This window comes from Granulicella rosea (genome assembly GCF_900188085.1).
GTDB classification, from domain to species: Bacteria; Acidobacteriota; Terriglobia; order Terriglobales; family Acidobacteriaceae; genus Edaphobacter; species Edaphobacter rosea.
In genome coordinates, this window is the sequence record NZ_FZOU01000001.1 from 321,735 (window position 1) to 339,031 (window position 17,297).

The 17,297-nt window shown below is 63.3% G+C and carries 16 protein-coding genes; 4 read left to right on the top strand and 12 right to left on the bottom strand.

The features are described 5' to 3' along the window. Window positions 1-17 precede the first annotated feature (17 nt). From CHB87_RS01465 to CHB87_RS01500, 6 genes are all read right to left on the bottom strand, one after another. Window positions 18-302: a HigA family addiction module antitoxin gene (locus tag CHB87_RS01465; protein WP_089406604.1), complete on the bottom strand. Its 285-nt coding sequence runs from the start codon at window positions 300-302 to the stop codon at window positions 18-20. 730 nt (window positions 303-1,032) lie between these two features. Further along, window positions 1,033-1,626 (bottom strand): ATP-dependent protease subunit HslV, encoded by a 594-nt coding sequence (gene hslV, locus CHB87_RS01475; protein ID WP_089406606.1) that lies wholly within the window; start codon window positions 1,624-1,626, stop codon window positions 1,033-1,035. 318 nt (window positions 1,627-1,944) lie between these two features. Further along, window positions 1,945-2,865, bottom strand: coding sequence for an alpha/beta fold hydrolase (locus tag CHB87_RS01485; protein ID WP_089406608.1), 921 nt, complete (start codon window positions 2,863-2,865; stop codon window positions 1,945-1,947). A gap of 10 nt (window positions 2,866-2,875) precedes the next feature. Beyond that, window positions 2,876-3,088, bottom strand: coding sequence for a helix-turn-helix transcriptional regulator (locus CHB87_RS01490; protein ID WP_089407472.1), 213 nt, complete (start codon window positions 3,086-3,088; stop codon window positions 2,876-2,878). Further along, on the bottom strand, window positions 3,085-3,495 hold the full coding sequence (locus CHB87_RS01495) for a hypothetical protein (RefSeq protein WP_089406609.1): 411 nt from the start codon (window positions 3,493-3,495) through the stop codon (window positions 3,085-3,087). The genes CHB87_RS01490 and CHB87_RS01495 overlap by 4 nt, the downstream gene beginning before the upstream one ends. Before the next feature lie 97 nt (window positions 3,496-3,592). After that, entirely contained in the window at window positions 3,593-3,985 is a 393-nt protein-coding gene (locus CHB87_RS01500; protein WP_089406610.1) for a hypothetical protein, read from the bottom strand. Window positions 3,986-4,094: 109 nt separating this feature from the next. On the opposite strand from CHB87_RS01500, the gene CHB87_RS01505 reads away from it, so the two are divergent. Further along, on the top strand, window positions 4,095-4,484 hold the full coding sequence (locus CHB87_RS01505) for a DUF3592 domain-containing protein (protein WP_089406611.1): 390 nt from the start codon (window positions 4,095-4,097) through the stop codon (window positions 4,482-4,484). A 67-nt stretch (window positions 4,485-4,551) separates the two neighbouring features. Here the strand turns inward: CHB87_RS01505 and CHB87_RS01510 are convergent, their stop codons facing one another. The 6 genes from CHB87_RS01510 to CHB87_RS01535 all read right to left on the bottom strand — a co-directional run bounded on the left by CHB87_RS01510 (window position 4,552) and on the right by CHB87_RS01535 (window position 14,455). After that, the gene (locus CHB87_RS01510; RefSeq protein WP_176441535.1) at window positions 4,552-6,309 is read right to left on the bottom strand and encodes a M20/M25/M40 family metallo-hydrolase; all 1,758 of its coding nucleotides are present in this window, start codon (window positions 6,307-6,309) and stop codon (window positions 4,552-4,554) included. A 389-nt stretch (window positions 6,310-6,698) separates the two neighbouring features. After that, on the bottom strand, window positions 6,699-7,733 hold the full coding sequence (locus CHB87_RS01515; RefSeq protein ID WP_089406613.1) for a YXWGXW repeat-containing protein: 1,035 nt from the start codon (window positions 7,731-7,733) through the stop codon (window positions 6,699-6,701). A 251-nt stretch (window positions 7,734-7,984) separates the two neighbouring features. Beyond that, window positions 7,985-8,560: a hypothetical protein gene (locus CHB87_RS01520; protein ID WP_089406614.1), complete on the bottom strand. Its 576-nt coding sequence runs from the start codon at window positions 8,558-8,560 to the stop codon at window positions 7,985-7,987. A 20-nt stretch (window positions 8,561-8,580) separates the two neighbouring features. Further along, window positions 8,581-10,101 (bottom strand): sulfatase, encoded by a 1,521-nt coding sequence (locus tag CHB87_RS01525; RefSeq protein ID WP_089406615.1) that lies wholly within the window; start codon window positions 10,099-10,101, stop codon window positions 8,581-8,583. Between the two features lie 747 nt (window positions 10,102-10,848). Further along, on the bottom strand, window positions 10,849-12,552 hold the full coding sequence (locus CHB87_RS01530) for a metallopeptidase TldD-related protein (RefSeq protein WP_245817758.1): 1,704 nt from the start codon (window positions 12,550-12,552) through the stop codon (window positions 10,849-10,851). A gap of 127 nt (window positions 12,553-12,679) precedes the next feature. Continuing rightward, entirely contained in the window at window positions 12,680-14,455 is a 1,776-nt protein-coding gene (locus CHB87_RS01535) for a metallopeptidase TldD-related protein (protein WP_245817759.1), read from the bottom strand. A gap of 115 nt (window positions 14,456-14,570) precedes the next feature. Between CHB87_RS01535 and CHB87_RS01540 the strand changes: the two genes are divergently transcribed. Genes CHB87_RS01540 through CHB87_RS01550 form a run of 3 tightly spaced genes read left to right on the top strand, consistent with a single transcriptional unit; the run spans window position 14,571 to window position 17,233 of the window. After that, window positions 14,571-15,881, top strand: coding sequence for a M48 family metallopeptidase (locus CHB87_RS01540; protein ID WP_089406618.1), 1,311 nt, complete (start codon window positions 14,571-14,573; stop codon window positions 15,879-15,881). Between the two features lie 9 nt (window positions 15,882-15,890). After that, window positions 15,891-16,220 (top strand): HIT domain-containing protein, encoded by a 330-nt coding sequence (locus CHB87_RS01545; protein ID WP_089406619.1) that lies wholly within the window; start codon window positions 15,891-15,893, stop codon window positions 16,218-16,220. A gap of 50 nt (window positions 16,221-16,270) precedes the next feature. Further along, a complete protein-coding gene (locus tag CHB87_RS01550) occupies window positions 16,271-17,233 on the top strand; it encodes a cation diffusion facilitator family transporter (protein ID WP_342743531.1) in 963 nt (320 codons plus the stop codon). Window positions 17,234-17,297 lie beyond the last annotated feature (64 nt).

Sequence of the window (17,297 nt, forward strand, 5' to 3'; positions counted from 1 at the left end):
GTTACCTCAAATGTGTTTCAGGCGGCTTCGTACGGCCTGATATTAGATAGCGCGTCGGTGGTTGCAAGGCGCAGATCGTAGTCGTTTTGCAGGTTCAGCCAGAACTGCGCTGGCAGACGAAAGAAGATGCCCAGCCGGAGCGCGGAGTCGGCCGAGATGGAGCGCTTGCCGAGCACGATGTCGTTCACGCGCGGGCCGGGTACGCCCAGCTCTTTCGCCAGACGATAGGCGGTCAGGCCGAGCGGCTGCATGAACTCGGTCTGCAGAATCTCTCCGGGATGGATGGCAAATGGCTTTGGCATGGTGATTCTCAAATTTCGCTAACCACTTTATTGAAGCGCTACGACGATTCTTATTCTTTCAGGCCAGGCAAGACAGCTCGCGCTACACACTTGCAATTTTCCTCTGCTCCCGGCCATGTCCATTTGTCGTTCACAAGTAGTCCCTTCTCGATAGCGTATCGCTTCCTGTCGGCTGAGCGGTGAGCCGAGTCTTGCTGAATATCAGCAGGCGTAGGCTGAGAGAAGTTTGCCATGCAGGGAGCATTCGAATACAACCAGATCGCGTGAGTAATCCCGAGAGCAAGCTGGCGCTCATGATCGAGTTGCGTCTTCGCTTTGCGCGGCGAGGAATTTCCGTCCGCTGGCTTGGGAGTGGATTGGAGAAGATCACGCAGCCAAGACATGCAGCCTCCCTTATATTCCGCCTCGGAGGCGAACGTATAGGTCAAAAATCTCTTCAGCAATCCGCTTCGCGTCCTGATTACTCATTTTGGCGGTTGTAGCTTGAATCCTCCCCTCACTCCCCACAGCGGGTTCTTTCGTCAAATCTTGAATTATCGACCTAAGCTCATCTTCAAATTCCTTTGGGAGGTCGTTCTTTGTCGGAAGAGTACTTAAATTGATGGCGGCACTTGCCAGGCGCTTCTGAACCGTCCCTTCGTACGCTATGAGCACACGGATAGCCACATATAGTACTTCCCTAACATTGCTCGAACTCATATTCCCTCTTTGATTGTCTAGCTTGGTATAGCTAGACCGCCTTCAACTCTTCGATCATGATGTTCTGGTTCGTGTAGATGCAGATGTCGCCCGCGATGCGGATGCTCTTTTCGGCGATCTCGCGTGCGTTCAGGTCGGTGTTGGCCATCAGGGCGCGGGCTGCGGCGAGGGCGTAGCTGCCGCCGCTGCCGATGGTGGCGATGCCCTCGTCTGGATCAATGACGTCGCCGGTGCCGGAGAGCAGGAATGTCTGCTGCGGGTCGGCGACGATCAGCAGGGCTTCGAGCTGGCGGAGCATCTTGTCCGTGCGCCAGTCTTTTGCCAGTTCCACTGCGGACCGGCCTAAATTGCCGGCGAACTGCTCCAGCTTGGTCTCGAACCGGCTGAAGAGCGAGAAGGCGTCGGCGGTCGAACCGGCGAATCCGGCGAGGACCTTGTCGTTGTAGAGGCGGCGTATCTTCTTCGCCGAGCCCTTCATCACGGTCGAGCCGAGCGAGACCTGCCCGTCGGCGGCCATCACGACCGAGTCTCCGCGGCGCACGCAGATGACGGTGGTGGAGCGGATGCGGCGGCCCTCGGCGAGGTCGAGCGGGTGGGCGAGAGCCAGGGGAAGAGTGGGATTCATGCGGGATTTCAGCGTTTTTGGCACTCCTCAGTATATCGCCTTGTGGGTTTTCGGCGATGCGGGAGAGCAAAAGCGAAATACGGGGGTCCTTCACTACGTTCAGGATGACGAGCATGATGGGTGGGTCGTCTTGCTTAAGGGCACGGCTTCAGCCGTGCCGCAGAGAACGCTTTGTCTTCCGGCTTTAGCCGCTGGGGTACGGTTTCTGTCTGAGCTGGCGAGAGTTCCAGCCCGCAGGAGAGAATACCTCAGCGGCTGAAGCCGCCCAACCCGCATGTGTTTTACGACACGGCTGAAGCCGTGTCCTTAAAGATGACGCTACTGCAGGAACCCCACCACCGCTGCATGAAACGCCGCAGGCTGGTCGAACATGATGAAGTGCATCGAGTCGTCGATGCGAGTGAACTTCACGTTCGGCATGCCGGCGAAGCTGCCCTTGTAGAGCGCCGTCACCTCGGCCTCCGAGCCCTGCGAGGCGTTGAAGGGATAGAGGACGGTGATCGGAATTTTGATCTGGGCGACCGTCGGGCGCAGGTCCGTGGCGAGATCCTCCTCCATCGCCGCGACGACCACCTTGCGGTCGCTCGCCAGCGTGTCCGCCACCACCTTCTTCGCGCCTTCGGGCGACTTCACCAGCCGGGACGCCATCAGCGGCTGCGTGGCGGCGTACTGGTCGTCCGGCATGCCGAGCAGCGTGTCGCCCATGATCTTCGCCTGCGGCGCGACCAGCTCCACCGTCGCCTGCGGGCTGAAGACGAGGCCGTAGAACGGCAGCGAGTCCACGATCAGCAGCCGGCCCGCGTCGCCGGGATACCGCTGCGCAAGCATCAGCGTCAGCAGCCCGCCGAGCGAGTGCCCGATGATCGCCGGATGCTGCAGGTGGTTGTCCACGATGTATTGGTGAAGCTGCTCGACGACCGGCGCGAGGATCGGCCCGGTCGCGTTCGGACCGGACGGCTCACCCGCGAATCCGGCCAACTGCACCAGATGCAGCCGGTAGCTGGGCGCGAGCAACGCGGCCTCCGCGGCAAAGTCGTCGCGCCCGCTGCCGAGGCCGGGGATAAGGATCACATCCGGCCCCTTGCCCGCAGCAACTCCCTGGACGACGACCGAAAAGCGTGTCTGCTTGCCTGGCGCCTGCGCATGCGCGGCCTGAACGTTCATAAAGTAGAGGTACAGAAGCACATACACGCAGGCGAGAAAACGAAGGATGAGGCGGCTGTTCAAACGAATCGGCATGGCGTGGCTCCTACTTCGAAACTTCGGGCTTGGCGTCTTCTATGAAGATAGCTTCGATGGTGGTGTCGAAGAGGCGGGCGAGTTTGAAGGCCAGCGGAAGGCTGGGATCGAACTTTCCGGTCTCGATAGCGTTGACGGATTGGCGCGAGACCTCCAGCCGCTCGGCCAGATCGGCCTGCGACCAGTTGCGCTGCGCGCGCAGCACGCGGAGATGGTTGTTCACCTGTACCTCCATCTCTGCACCGCCTTGGCGATGCCGGAGAAGAAGCAGAACATCGGGAAGATGAGATAGGGCTGAAGCCGCAGGACTGGCAAAAACGCCTCCAGAAATCCCCATACCGTCGTAACCGCCAACGTGGCCCCAATGCTCCAAATGAGCGATTGAACCAGCAGTGCGTGCTGAAACTCGTCCTTCTCCTCAGACAGATAAAGACCGACGATCACGATGACGGCTACGAGCGGAATAGCAGGCAGAACGGCGAGCAGATACGCAAGCGCGCCGGCCGGGTGATAGTGCTTGAAATACCAGGTCGAGAAGAAGATGGCCAGACAATACAGCGCCATGGTTGGCAAAAAGCGCTGCGCGTAACGACGGGCTGCGGCGTTCTTCGGAAAGCACATCAGATTCATGTTGAGTGTCCTTTACTTAGTGACAAGCTAACTTTACAAATTCACGTTCGAAATGTCAAGCGTGCTTGTCATGAGAATTTAGGACGTGGCAGCGACGTCAAGTTAAGGTGTCTGCGAAGGGTTCCGCCACAATCTGATAGTCGTCCTCATAAACAACGTAGCCAACGCGCTCCGCCTTCAGCATCGTTACGTGAATGCCGTGATGTCGAAGAATCGCGACCATCTCGAAGACAACGGCGATGTGCGCCTTTGCCGAGTCTTTGAACCACGAGATGGCTCGCTGCTGCTTGCGATAATAAGGCGGCTTGGAGGCGGTGAAGCGCGCTGGCTTATCGAGCCAGTTGTTGAACCAATCGCGCAGAACCTCGAGCCGTTCCCTCTCTTCTGGACTGAGATCCCCGTCCTCATGCAGGCGAACGATGGCCTGAAATATACCCTGCTCCCGTTCCGATTCACTGTCGAGTTCGGGCACGACGAAACGCACGTACATGGTTCTCTCCGCTGTTGGTCAGTTGAGATTGTTATACTCGGCTTGTCTTGTAAGTTTGTTCCCTTCGACAGGCCTTGTGACTCCCCATCTTCCACCGATTGCGCTCCGCATGCTGCAGCATCCCCGCCAGATCGGCGCCGGGATGGCGGCGGTTGCGCTTATCGCAGGCACGGTGTGGTGGGAGATTCGCCGGCGGCGACCCTCGCCCGAGGAGCTGGAGCTGCGTCGGCGGACACACCTGGCCGCGACCGGGCGCATCATCGATGGCAGCGTGCTGGACATCCTGCTGGCCGACGGTGAGCCCTCGGCGATCCTTTACCAGTACCGCGTCTCGGGCGTGATCTATGAGCGTGGACAGGATGTCTCTTCGCTGCGCGGCTACCTCGCGGACCTGCGGCTGGATATGCCCGTGCAGGTGCGCTACGACGCGCACAATCCGGCGGAGAGCATCGTCGTGGCCGAGAGCTGGAACGGACTCTGGCACGGCGTGGGCGAGTGACGAGCGTTTGTGTAAACAGGGCCGGCGGATACCCCCGCCGGCCCATCTGTTCCATTTCCGTTACAAATTACTTCGACGTCGTCTTCGGCTTCGGCGCAACGGTGGTGATCTTCGCGTACTCGTACAGCGTCGCGACCACATCCTTCTCCTGCGTGGCGAAGCTGTTCTGCCAGTTGCGCGTCTCGACCACGTAGTACTCGTTCGCCGCGTGGTTTCTGCCGCCGCCGTTCACCGTGTGTCCGCCCATGCCCATGGGAATCTTTACGGTGCCGACCTTCTGGCCGACCTCGCCATCGGTGAAGAGGTACGACGGCCAGTAACCGCCCGACGGAGGCGCGCCCACATCAGCGGCCGTCGTCGAACCCGGCTTGCCGCCCGGCACGACCGGGTGCGAGTCCGAGTCGGCGCCCTTCTGGTAGCGTCCGCTGAGGCCGGCGAGGCCGCCGCCGCTCGACGGCAGCCCCATCAGCTTCGCCGCCTCCTGGTGCGCGTGGCTGATGTCCGTGTCGATCGACGAACCGCGCGACCACGGCACATCGCCGATCAGCTTCAGCTCCACATCCTTGTAGCCGTTCGCGTCGAGCTGCGCGCGCAGCTTCTTCACAATGTCCAGCCCGTTCATGCTCGGGACGTAGCGGAAGTTGTGCTTCGAGGTGATCCGGTTCGGCAGAATGGCGCCCGCGCCGCCCGCATACATGTTGCCGCCCCAGATGCCGTCGAGGTTGAAGCTGGTCCCGAAGGTCGCGTCATAGGCGACCTGGTAGGGGTCGTCCGACATGAACTTCATCACGCCCGCGCCCGCCGCCAGCTTCTTCAGGTCCATGCCTCCGGCGACCTGCTTCAACTGTTCTTTCTGCGCGGCCGTGGGCTCTTCCTTGTTGTCGAAGAAGCCCTTGATGATGGGCGTATTGCCGTCCTTTGAGGTCAGCGACGACAGCATCTGAATGTGGCGCCACGCGACCGAATCGACCGTGCGCTTCATCGAGCCATGTACGTCGGATTCACCCGGACCGCGTCCCCACTTCAGGCCGCTGGTGGTCAGCTCCACGTAGACGCAGCCCTCGGACGGGCCGCCGGCGTAAAGCGCGTCGGCCTCCGCCAGCAGGTCGGAGTGGTCGGTCATGAACTTGCGCAGGCCCACGTCCATGCGCTCCTCGTCGCCCTCGGCGATGAAGATCACATTGACCGGCAGCTTGCCGTTGACGGCCTTGTAGGCCATCAGCGCGTTCAGCTCGACCATCTGGTGGCCCTTCGAGTTCGACGAGCCGCGGCCGATCATGACGCGCGGCGTGTTGGGCAGGCCGGCGGTCTTGCCGTCGACGATGCGGCCTTCAAACGGTGGCGAGACCCACAGGTCCGGCTGCGTGACGGGCATGGTGTCGTACATCCAGTAGAAGGCGACGGTCTTCGGCGCGCCCTCGTCGCACTTGGCGTAGACGACCGGGTTGCCGGGCGAGCCATACTCGGTGATGCCCACGTCGTAGACCTTGGTGGTCTGGCAGCCGAGCTTGTCGAAGAAGCCCTTCACCATCTCGGCCGACTCCGGAATGCCTTCGCCGGAGTTCGAGATCGAAGGCTGCTGCACCCACTTCTGCAGGTTCTCGACATGCTCGTCGATATGCGTGTCGATGTAGTCGAAGGTCTTGGTGATCTCGGTCGGCAGCTTGCTGAAGTCGGGCTTCACGCCGTCGGTGCCGTAGGGGTTGATGCCGAACTTGGCCTTGGTCGAGGTCTTGGTATCGGTGGGCGCGGTCGTCTTGTCCTTGCATCCGGTCAGGACCAGCAGGGACGCGGTCAGAAGCATCACGACAGGGGAAAGGCGCATGGTGCTAATCCTCCAGTTCGATGGGTATGGAGCGCCGGCCATCGACGTGGATTCCGGAATGCAGCAGCTTGCGGGACCGTTTAAATTGTGGGGACTGATGGCTAACCTAGCCCAGCCGAAGTGGGATGTAAACAGAAAATCCCGGCGGTTATGGCCGGGATTGCTTTTTGTTGTAAGGGCCAGGAATATCTTCTTGTGAGCTAAGCACCCATGCGTGTCATCCCGAGCGCAGCGTGGGATCAGCTTCATTGCCCGTGTCCGGATAGCATTCCCCGGTGGGCGAAAAAGCGGGTCCTTCGCTTCGCTTAGGATGACGCGCGGTTGCGGTAGGCAAAGAAGAAGCCGGAGCCCATGACAGGCTCCGGCCATTTTGTAACCAAACAGGTTGCTTACCGCTTCGGGCGATCCTTCTCCTCGACGCGCCCAGCCTGCCGCCTCTCGCTGCCCGCGGTGCGGCCGTTGCGAGCCGCCGCGGCAGCGTCGTTGTTGGCGTTGTGCTTATCGGCCGCGATCGACTGGCTGACGTTATTCTGCCGCTGGTTGATCTGCTGCTTCTCCTGCCCGGTCAGACGACCGCCGTTGGCGGCGCGGTCGGCCTGCGCCTGGCGGTTGATGCTGGCGTCGCGATTCTCCACGTTGCGGGTCTCGCCCGGCGTCATCTGGCCGGAGCGCACGCCCTGGTTGATGCGCGCCTGCTGATTGCCCTGGCGTGCGTTCACCTCGTTGCCATGGCCGAAGCCGTCGCGCGGCGTCTGCGCGGCCAGCGTCGAAGGATGCCCGCCGTTCACGCTGGCGAGCTGGCTGCGGTTGCTCGCGGCCTGCTGGCGGAACTGCTCCTGACTGGCCGTGGGCTGGAAGTGCTGCTCGTGCATCGCCTGCATCTCGCCGGGCGTGGCATGCGCGGGCACGCCGTTGGGGCCGCCGTTGAAGCTGGTGTGCGCGTAGTTGTTGTTCACCACGGTCACGTTGCGGACATAGGTGTTGTGGATCACGTTGACGTTGATGTTTGCCACGCGCTGGTTGTAGAAGAAGTGGCCGCCATTCCAGTAGCCGCCCTCAAAGCCCACGCCGCCAAAGCCGAAGCCGTAGTTCACCCCGCCGTAGAAGCCCACATGCGGACCCCAGTAGCCGGCGTTCCAGCGATACGCGCCGCCGACGAAGCCCCAGTAACCCGGCGTCCAGAGCACGCCCACCGAGGGCGGCTGCACCCACACGCCCGGAACCCAGTAGTAGCCCGCATCGCCGTAGGCCCAGTAGCCCGGCGTCCACAGATAGCCATCGCCCGGGCAGAGCGGCTGCGTATACACCGGCAGCACCGGCGGCGCGATATTCACCGAAACGAAGACGCCGGCATAGGAAGCGGCGGGTACGGCAACGATCGCGGCCCCGAGGATGAACTTGCGGAATGCGCTGAACGAAATCATGGGTAACTCCTCCTTCCGCCAGCACCCTGTGCCGGGGAGCGATAAGCTGCGTCGCCTCAAGGTAAACCCATGCCTTTTTGCGGAGTTGCAGGAAAAACGGCGCAACACGGCTGAGAAAAAGATGTTGCCCTTTGGTTTGTCATTCCCGAAGGGAATCTGCTTCTGCCGTTGCCGTTGCTTTTGCCGTTGCCTTTCTTGTTTGTCATCCTCGTAGAGGATCTGCTGTTCGCTTCAGCTGCTGGCGGCAGAGGCTAACGTCGAAGCCATCCGGTCGAGCGAGTTCCGACCGTTGGCTGACCCACCCGGTGCGTGATCGTCTCTTCGAATAGCGCTCGATCTGGAAAGCCCTGCGCATTCACGAATGAGATGGCCCTGCCGACGTGCGGCTTAACGGTTACGCCGGCTTGCTGGCTGACGATCTTATTTACATCGCAGTAGCGAATGCAACGATCCTTCAAAAGCCAGAAGCGCTGATATATTCCATCCGGTCCCAGCACGATCGTCCCTGGAAGGGAGAATGCGGCTGCGACAAACATCATGAGGACGATCGAGAGATCAAGCCACATCATCCAGTCGAAATGTCGCGTCGCCCAGCCTTCTGAAAGATGCTTCAAGAATTCGACAAGACCGAACGGGATGTAGAAGAACGGAAAGAGGGAGTTATACGGAAAGGCGGAGAACACCAGCCCGGAGCGATCTTCGTAGGCCCCGTAGCGAGGGGTCATCATGGGCCACAACGAAAAGCAGCCGCCAGCCATCAGCAGCAGGGCAGGCACGATTCCGAGCACTAAATCATGTCGTTCGATGAAAAGCCTGAGCGTCTCCATGCGCGCCACCTCGATACAACTTACCCGGTCACGCCATACTCCGCAATCAGCCTCGAAAGCCGCTTCCGCTCCTCCGCATACTTCGGATCGTCCACGATATTCTTCAGCTCCAGCGGGTCGGCGTGGACGTCGAACATCATCGCGCCGTTGACCGCCTTCGGCCCAAACTCCGCATAGCGAAGCTGCTCCGTGCGAACCATCGTGCCGTGGATGGTCTTGCCGTCCTCGCTCCAGACGCTGTACGCCGGACGATCCCACGCCGCGCGCGGATCGGTCAGCAGCGGGACCAGGCTTTCGCCCTCGATCTCCGCTGGGACAGGCAGGCCAGCCAGCTCGGCGACCGTCTTATAAATATCGAGCGACTGCACGATCCGCGTCGACGCACGGCCATTGCCCGCCGCGCCCGGCATGTGGATGATCAACGGAATGCGCGTGCCGCCCTCGAAGAGCGAGCCCGCCTTCGACCACTTGCCCTTCTCCCCGAGCTGGTAGCCGTGGTCGGCGACGAAGACGATCAGCGTGTTGTCGCGCAGCCCCAGCCGGTCCAGCTCCGCGACGACGCGGCCCAGGTTCCAGTCCGCCCAGGAGATCGACGCCAGATACGCGCGGATGACCTGCTGCGCCTCCTCGGGCGAGGCCCCGCGACCGATGAACAGGTCCGCGTTCTTCGGCCGGATCGCCGCCTTCGGGAAGCCCGGCGGCACGGTCGGCCACGCGGCGAAGTCCGGCGGAAGCTGCAGCGACTTCGCGTTGTACAGATCGTAGAAACGCTGCGGAGCCTCCGGCGGGCTGTGCGGCTTCGAAAATCCGCAGCCGATGAAGAACGGCTTGTCCTTGCACTCGTTCAGATATTTGATTGCGCGGTCCGCAACCAGATAATCCCCCGCGCCCTCGCCATTGCCGGTCAGCACCAGCAACTGGTCGGAGTGGTCGCCACGCTCGTTCGACTCCGGCAGCGGCGGCATCGACCCATCCGGCTTCGCCACCTGCACCCGCGGGATCGGCAGCCGCTTGCCCACCTGCGTCGGATGCATGGACTCCACCTCGCCGTCGAAGTCGGTCCAGGCCTTGTGATCGTCGAAGCCAGCATGGAAGAGCTTGCCCGAGCGCAGCGTGGTGTAGCCGTGCTCGCGAAAGAGCTGCGGCAGCGTCGTCCAGTCCGTATGCAGATCGCGCAGCCCAACCGAGTTGCCCAGCACCCCGGTCGTATGCGGCGGACGCCCCGAAAAAAGCGACGCGCGCGAAGGATTGCAGAGCGGAAACTGGCAGTAGTTGCGGTCGAACCGCACACCCTTCGCGGCCAGCGCATCGATGTTCGGGCTATGCGCATGGAAGCGGCTGCCATAGCAGGCCAGCTCCGGCCGCATGTCGTCCGACATGAAGAAGAGCACGTTCAGCGGCTTCTTCTTCGCCTGCATCAACGGCGCTTTCTCCGTAGCCACCTGCGCGCCTGAGGGCACGGCCCCAGCCAGCGCTACGCCTGCGGCGGAGGCCAGAAAGCTGCGCCGCGTGGGCTTGGGGAACTCTACTTTGTTGCTCATCGAAAACTCCTTCAGGGACCCAACTGCTGATCGTTTCGACCGCAGTCAGTGTATCCGAAGGAACTGTTCTTGGTTTGAAACAAGACCAAGCGTTGCCGCCCGCATTACTGACGAGAAGCCGACTTATCAGGACTAATCATGAATGACCGTTTAGCGTGCGTAGCTTGAGAGCAGTTTCTGTCTGTCTTCTGGAGTGTCCTCGTGAACACCGCATCTTGTTAGACCGATCAGGTCCGCTTCACCCCGCGGCTCATGATCCAAGTAGTACGTGTAGACAATGAGGTATTCCTTGCCAGCTAGAAGACGTTCTGGAGCATAGTTCGTTTCTCCCTTGCGCTCGCCCGAGAAAGGATGAACGCGAAAGATGTGTCCGCGGCTCCAAGGAACAGGACTCTTGATGACTTCGAGGAGCTTCACAGAATCGAACTCGCCTTGGCCGTATCCCTCATCCGCGTAGGTGCCATCCGTTGCACTCGACGAGATAACTTTCACACGCAATATATGGAGCGCACCGCCACTTAGTTCTTGTGGCGATCCATGACATGTCTGGGGGACGGGCGAATGGGTGGCCTGGCTTTGTCCACCAGATCGAATGCATGCCATTGCGAGCGAGCCTGCATAAATAGCAAATCGGATATGTGGGAATCTCATAACAAACCAATAGGGACGTACAGAACTATACCAACCAGGTTGTCCAATTGAGGCAGTCATTCTTTCAGTAACGATAAACGCCGTTCTCGGAAGCTATCACTTCGCATCCGGCGGTGCGTAATAAGGCAGCTTCTGCTGCTCTTCCGTGGCCCGCTTCACCTCGATGTCGCCAAACAGCAGGCTAGGCGCAATCGTCGTCTCCGGCACCGCGCCCAGCGTGTTCGCGATGTACGCGTCGTCGCCCGCCGCGACGATGTCGCTGCGCAGGCTGCGGTTGTCCAGCTCGTCGAAGACCGCGCCGCGCACCAGTTGCCGTGTGCCGTCGGGGTGGACCTTATACAGCAGGCGCGGCGTCAGCTCGCCGCCCATGGTCTCGACCTCGTAGACGTCGCGGCCCTGCTCCTTCGCCATGGCGACGAGCTTCGCATGCAGCTCCGCATTGGGCAGCGGGTTCGCCGCCTTGAAGATCATCACCCCGGCGCGCGAGTGCGCGGCCTGTCCGGGCGCGGCGCGGCCATGGCCGTTCGAAGCCGGGAAGTCGCGCACCGGCGTGCGGCCGATGAGGTAGTTTTCGAGCTTGCCGCGTTCGGCGACCGTGACCGCCTGCGCCGGCACGCCCTCGTCGTCGACCGCGTACGCGCCGACCAGCGCGCGTCCCTTGAAGGTCGCGACCGAGGGGTCGTCGACCGCACTCAGAATCTCCGGCAGCACCCGCGCTTTGTAGCTGGAGGTGTAGATGCCCTGCGTGCGCGCGGTCGTTCCAACCTCCGGCCGGTCGGCCTCGACGTTGGGCACGAAGAGCCGGTTCAGCACGTCGGCGGCGGCGTCTCCGCTGAAGAGCACGGGCCCGTGGTAGTCCTCGGCGTCGGCCAGCGGAGCGTCGCGCAGCTCGGCGAAGCTGCGCACGTCGTCCACCGCGCGCTGATGAAAGGCGGCGGCGGACTCAAGCTCTTTCGCGGTCTTGCCGGTTGTGCCGTTATCGCGGCTCAGGCGCATGCCGTCGGCCGCCTGCCCGCCGACGCTCACCGACGCCTCGTACCCGCTGTAGCCGTGGCGCAGCACGCTGCCCTCGGTGTTGACGAGGTAGCGATTCACGGCCAGGCCGCGCACGTTCGCGGTGGAATACTGCACGTCTTTCGCCGACGGATCCTTCAACGCCACGCCGCTGGCGTCGACGATGCGCCGCGTCCACTCCGGCCGGTCGAGCTCGAGCGCGACGAGCGGCTCCAGATGCGTGACCGGCGTGGCGACCGAGAAGTCCTTCTCGGTGGGCGGCTTCTCGAAGCGCTTCAGGTTGGCCTGCTTGGCCGCGTAGGCGCGCAGCGCGTTCTTGTACGCCTCGTCGGTCGCGGTCCACAGGGCGTAGCGCAGGGCCGCGGGATCGTTGTCCTCCGGCGCAAGCTGGATGGATCCGTCGCCGCGGCTGGAGCTTGAATCGGCCGCGTAGTCGCCGATGCGGACGGTGACCCGCACATAGCGCTGGTGATTCTCCTCCTCGCGGGTCAGCGCGCCGTAGTTGGCGAGCGCCTCGTAGCTGTGCAGCTCGTCCATGCGGTACTCGATGAAGTAGGGCCGCTGCATGCCGGGCAGGACGAGCGTCTCCTGCTCGCGCAGCAGCTCTTCGCGCATGGCTTCGAGCATCGGGTCGGTCGCGGCGGCCTTATCCGCGGCCAGGCTGGCGCCTGAGGCGGGAGGTGCGGCGACAGTCTTATCCGCCGGTGGATTCAGGGCAAACGCCGCATTTGTAACCAGCGCGGCGCCAATCAATCCAATCTGTAACTTTGTCGAGAACATATTCATACGGTCGCTTCCCAAGATGTGTCGTTGTGGAGAAGAGTGCATACCCCAGGGGCTAAAGCCTGCATCGTTGCCGATTTTGAGTGCCAAGGCTGAAGCCTTGGCCTACCTAGAAGCAGAGACAAGCGATCTAATGGCCACCCTTCGCGATCATCCGGTCGGACGGCGGAGGCACGATCGGCGGTCTGGCGGTGCCCTGCGCCTGCCGCTGCGTCTCGATCTTCGACATCAGCATGGCCGGCGCGACCGCGCTGACCGGGATGCTGCCGCTCTCCGCGCCGCAGATGCCGTTGAAGACGTCCTGCTTGTCGTCGGTGGCCAGGATGCGGCTCAGCGCCTCCTGCGGCGTGCCCACGATGCTGACGCCCCGCACCAACTCGTCCGGCCGGCCGTCGACATACACGCGATAGACCACCAGCGGCACGACCGAAAACGCCTGCGGCGAGCGGCGCGTCGTCACCGCGAAGCCCGAGGATATGTCCTCGAAGTAGAGCCCGTAGGGCTTGTTCTGCGCCTTGGCCTCGGCCTTCAGCATCTCGCGCAGCTCGGCGTCGGAGACGGTCTTGGAAGAGGTGACGATGAGGTTGCCCTGGCGGCCGGTCGGCATATGCCCCACCTCGGCGCGGCCGTGGCCGTTGCTGGTCTGGAAGCTGGCGATGGGCAGGCGCGACATCAGGAAGGTTTCGAGCACGCCGTCCTTGATGAGGTCGACCTTGCGCGCGGGCTGGCCCTCGTCGTCGAAGCTGTAGTGCCCGCTCAGCGGCGTGCCGTGGAAGGTCGTGACCGTCGGGTCGTCCGCGACCGAGAGGAAGCTGGGCAGGATCGGTTTATTCAGCAGCTTGGTGAAGGTCTGGCCCTCCTCGTCGCCGCGCTGGCGCTGGCCTTCAAGCCGATGGCCCAGCACCTCGTGGAAGAAGACCGCGCTGGCCCGTCCGCTCAGGATCGCCGGACCGTTGAAGGGCTCCGTCACCGGCGCCTCACGCAGCGCTTCGAGATTCTTCGCCATGGCGAGCGTCTTCTCCATCAGCTCCTTCTGCGGCGGTAGATGGCCCAGCTCGTCGGCCTCGAAGGTCTCGACGCGGAAGAGGTCCATGCCATCGGCCGCGCGGGTGCGGCCTACGACCACGAGGCGCGCGACATGGCTGGGCGTGGCGACCTTCGCGCCTTCGCTCGACACGAAGTAATCCGTTTCAGAGGACGCCTGCAGGCCGACCGTGTTGTAGAAGATGTCCGGAAACTGCTTGAAGACGCCGGAGATCTCGCGAATTCGCGCCTCCCATGCCGCCTTCTCAAGCTGCACCCTGGGCGCGGCCGGCAGCAGCTCGGTCGCGGGCTTTTCGACCGAGAAGTCGGCCGAGGCATCCTCTTCCTTGGCGCGGACCTGCTGCTCGGTCTTCACCTTCAGATAGCTGTCGAGAGCCCGGCCGTAGCCTCGATTGGTCGCGAACCACAGGCTGCGCGCGATGGCCTCGCGGTCGTCGCCGAGCGGCAGCGGCATGCTGGTCAGGGCGCTCGCGCGATGGTCGCCGTGGGTGTTGTCCTGCTCGGGAGAACCCAGGCGCACCTGCACGTCGGCCGTGCGGCGATGGCTCGCGTTGCTACTGGTGATCGCCCCAAACTGCGCGTTCATCGAGACGCCCTCGGAGTCCGACACCGCGTAGCTGATGAAGTAGGGCTTCGGCTGCGGATTCTTCGAGCCCGTCGCCTCCGTGCCGAGCGACCTCATCGCCCGCGCCAGCTCCAGGTCCATCGCGCCGACCAGCACCGTGTCCGGCTTCGCGCTCACCGCCGCCTTCGCCACCGTAGGCGCCTCAGCACGCAACCCGCTCGCCGCCAACACTACCGCCAATCCCGAAACCGCTCGCCGCATCGTCAAAGAAGGCCCCATCCGAAGCAAAATCGACATGGGGCGAGTCTATCCGAACTCGCCCCGCGCCGCACTGGTTTAGACGTGGGCGGAGGCGGACTGGCTCAACCCGCTTTGCGCCGCCGCCCTCGATAGAGCACACTGGAACCCACCCATGCGCCGCCGCCTCAATCTCGCACTCGCCTTGCTTCTCGCGATACTCGCCGCCCCGCACCTGGCGCACGCGCTCCAGACCGCCGCCCCACAGCACCCGCCGTACTACACCCTGCCGCCGGACAAGCTGTTGAAGGCAAAGGCGCTCTCGCACGACTTCAACATCATCCACTTCGCGTACGAAGGTTGGAGCATCGTCTGCTGGCTGCTGCTGCTGGGGCTCGGCGCCGTCGCCCGCCTGCGCGACCGGGCTGTCCGGCTGACGGGCATCTACTGGTTCCAGGGGCCGGCCCTGCTGGCGATGCTGCTGGCCGTCCGCACCGTGCTGAACCTGCCGATTGCCATCTATGCCCATCACCTGACGCTGGTCTACGGGCTTTCGGTGCAGGGCTGGGCGAGCTGGGCGGGCGACGTCGGCAAGAGCCTTGGGGTCAACATCGTGCTCGACAGCCTGATCGCGGCGGTGCTCTTCTGGTGCATCCGCCGCTGGCCCCGGCGCTGGTGGCTCGCCTTCTGGATCGCGCTCGTGCCCATCGTCTTCACAGGCGCGTTCGCGGCCCCGCTCGTCATCGACCCGCTCTTCAACCACTTCGAGCCGCTCCAGACCGTCGCGCCGCAGCTTGCCGACAGCCTGCAGGCCGTCATCCGCCGAGCCGGCGTCGACATCCCGCCGAGCCACATGTTCGTCATGCGCGCCAGCGACAAATACACCACGCTGAACGCCTATGTCACCGGCCTGGGCGCGTCCAAGCGCGTCGTCGTCTGGGACACGACCCTGAAGGCCCCAACCGACATCGTCCAGATCACCTTCGCGCATGAACTCGGCCACTACGTCCTGCACCATGTGCTGCGCGGCATCGCGTTGGCTCTGCCGGGGCTGCTGCTCGCGTTCTACCTCGCGTATCGCATCCTGCACTGGCTGCTGGCGCGCTACGGCGGGCGCTGGCGCATAGCCAGCCAGCAGGACTGGGGCGCAATCGCCGTCCTCCTGCTGCTGCTCAGCGCCGGCACGTTCCTGACCGAGCCGATCGCCAACACCATCAGCCGTGGAGTCGAGCACGACGCCGACGTCTTCGGCCAGGAGGCCGTCCACGGCATCGTGCCCGACCCGCAGGCCACCGCCGTCCGTTCGTTCCAGATCCTCGGCGAGGCCTCGCTCGACGACCCCGACCCCAGCCCCTTCGTCGAGTTCTGGACCGACACGCATCCCTCCACCACGCACCGCGCGGAGTTCGCCGCGCACTATAACCCATGGGCCGCAGGCGCTGACCCCCACCAGCCCGGCCAGCAGCCGAAGTACTTCAAGAAGTAGAATCACCCCATGTCCGACTGCCTCTTCTGCAAGATCGCCGCGAACCAGATCCCGGTCAAGCGCCTCGACGAGGACGACCTGTCGCTCGCCTTCGCCGACATCAACCCCCAGGCGCCGAAGCACCTGCTCGTCATCCCCAAGGCGCACTACGCCACCGCCGCCGACGCGCCCGCCGAACTGCTGGGCGCCCTGCTCGCCAAGGCCGCCGCCCTCGGCGAGCGCGAGCTGCCCAACGGCTACCGTATCGTCATCAACACCCGCGACGACGGCGGCCAGACCGTCCATCACCTGCATCTGCACCTGCTCGGCGGGCGGCACATGGGCTGGCCCCCGGGCTAGCCGCCATGTGCATGCTTCCAGTCAAAGAGGAATAGACTGGAAGCATGCACATGGTCGCGACCCAGAATCGGACGATGCAGCGGGTGTTGAAGGTGTCGATGGCAGCCACCCTCTGCTATGTCGTGGCCACACTGTACTTCGGCCTGCGCGCGCACTCGCTGGCGTTGATCTCCGAGGCGGGACACAACGTCTCGGACCTGCTGGCGATCGCGCTCTCCTTCGTAGCCGTTTATTTTCAATCGCGTCCGGCCACCGACCGCAAGACCTTCGGCTATCAGCGCGCGGGCGTGCTGGCGGCGTTCGTGAACGCGCTGACCCTGATGGTGCTGGCGGTCTGGATCGGCGTCTCGGCCATCGAACGCCTCGCCTCGCCCGTCGAAGTCGCGCCGAAGATCATGATGCTGGTCGCGGTCGCGGGCGTCGTCATGAACGGCGGCATCGCGACGCTGCTGTGGAAGTTCTCGACCGACGTCAACATCCGCTCGGTCTACCTGCACATGCTGGGCGACACGCTTTCGACCGCGGCGGTAATCGCGGGCGGCGCGGGCATCCTCTTCACCGGCCTGCAGTGGATCGACCCGGTGCTCTCGTTCATCATCGCGGGCATGATCTTCTGGAGCTCGCTCGGCATCGTCCGCGAGACGCTGAACATCCTGCTCGAAGGCACGCCGAAGCGGGTAAACCTCGAAGAGGTTCGCGCGGCGATCGAGGCCATCGACGGCGTCGTCAACGTGCATGACCTGCATGTGTGGACGCTGGGTTCGAACTCGCACGCGCTCGCCAGCCATGTGACCATCGTCGAGATGCCGGTGTCCGAGTGCAGCCCGATCCTCGACAGCATCAACGCCGTCATCAAGACGAAGTTCCGCATCCACCATACGACCATTCAACTGGAGGCTCGCGGCTGCGAGACCACCCACGGCTGCAGCGCGCCGCCGCTGGAGCTGGCCGCGGCCGGCGGACACGACCACCATCACCACCACGGGCACGACCACGCCGGCCACAGCCACTAAGCTCCCTGAACCGCGGTTTTTGCGGTAGCATGGCAGAGTTCTACCCGGGCCAAATCCAAACTCA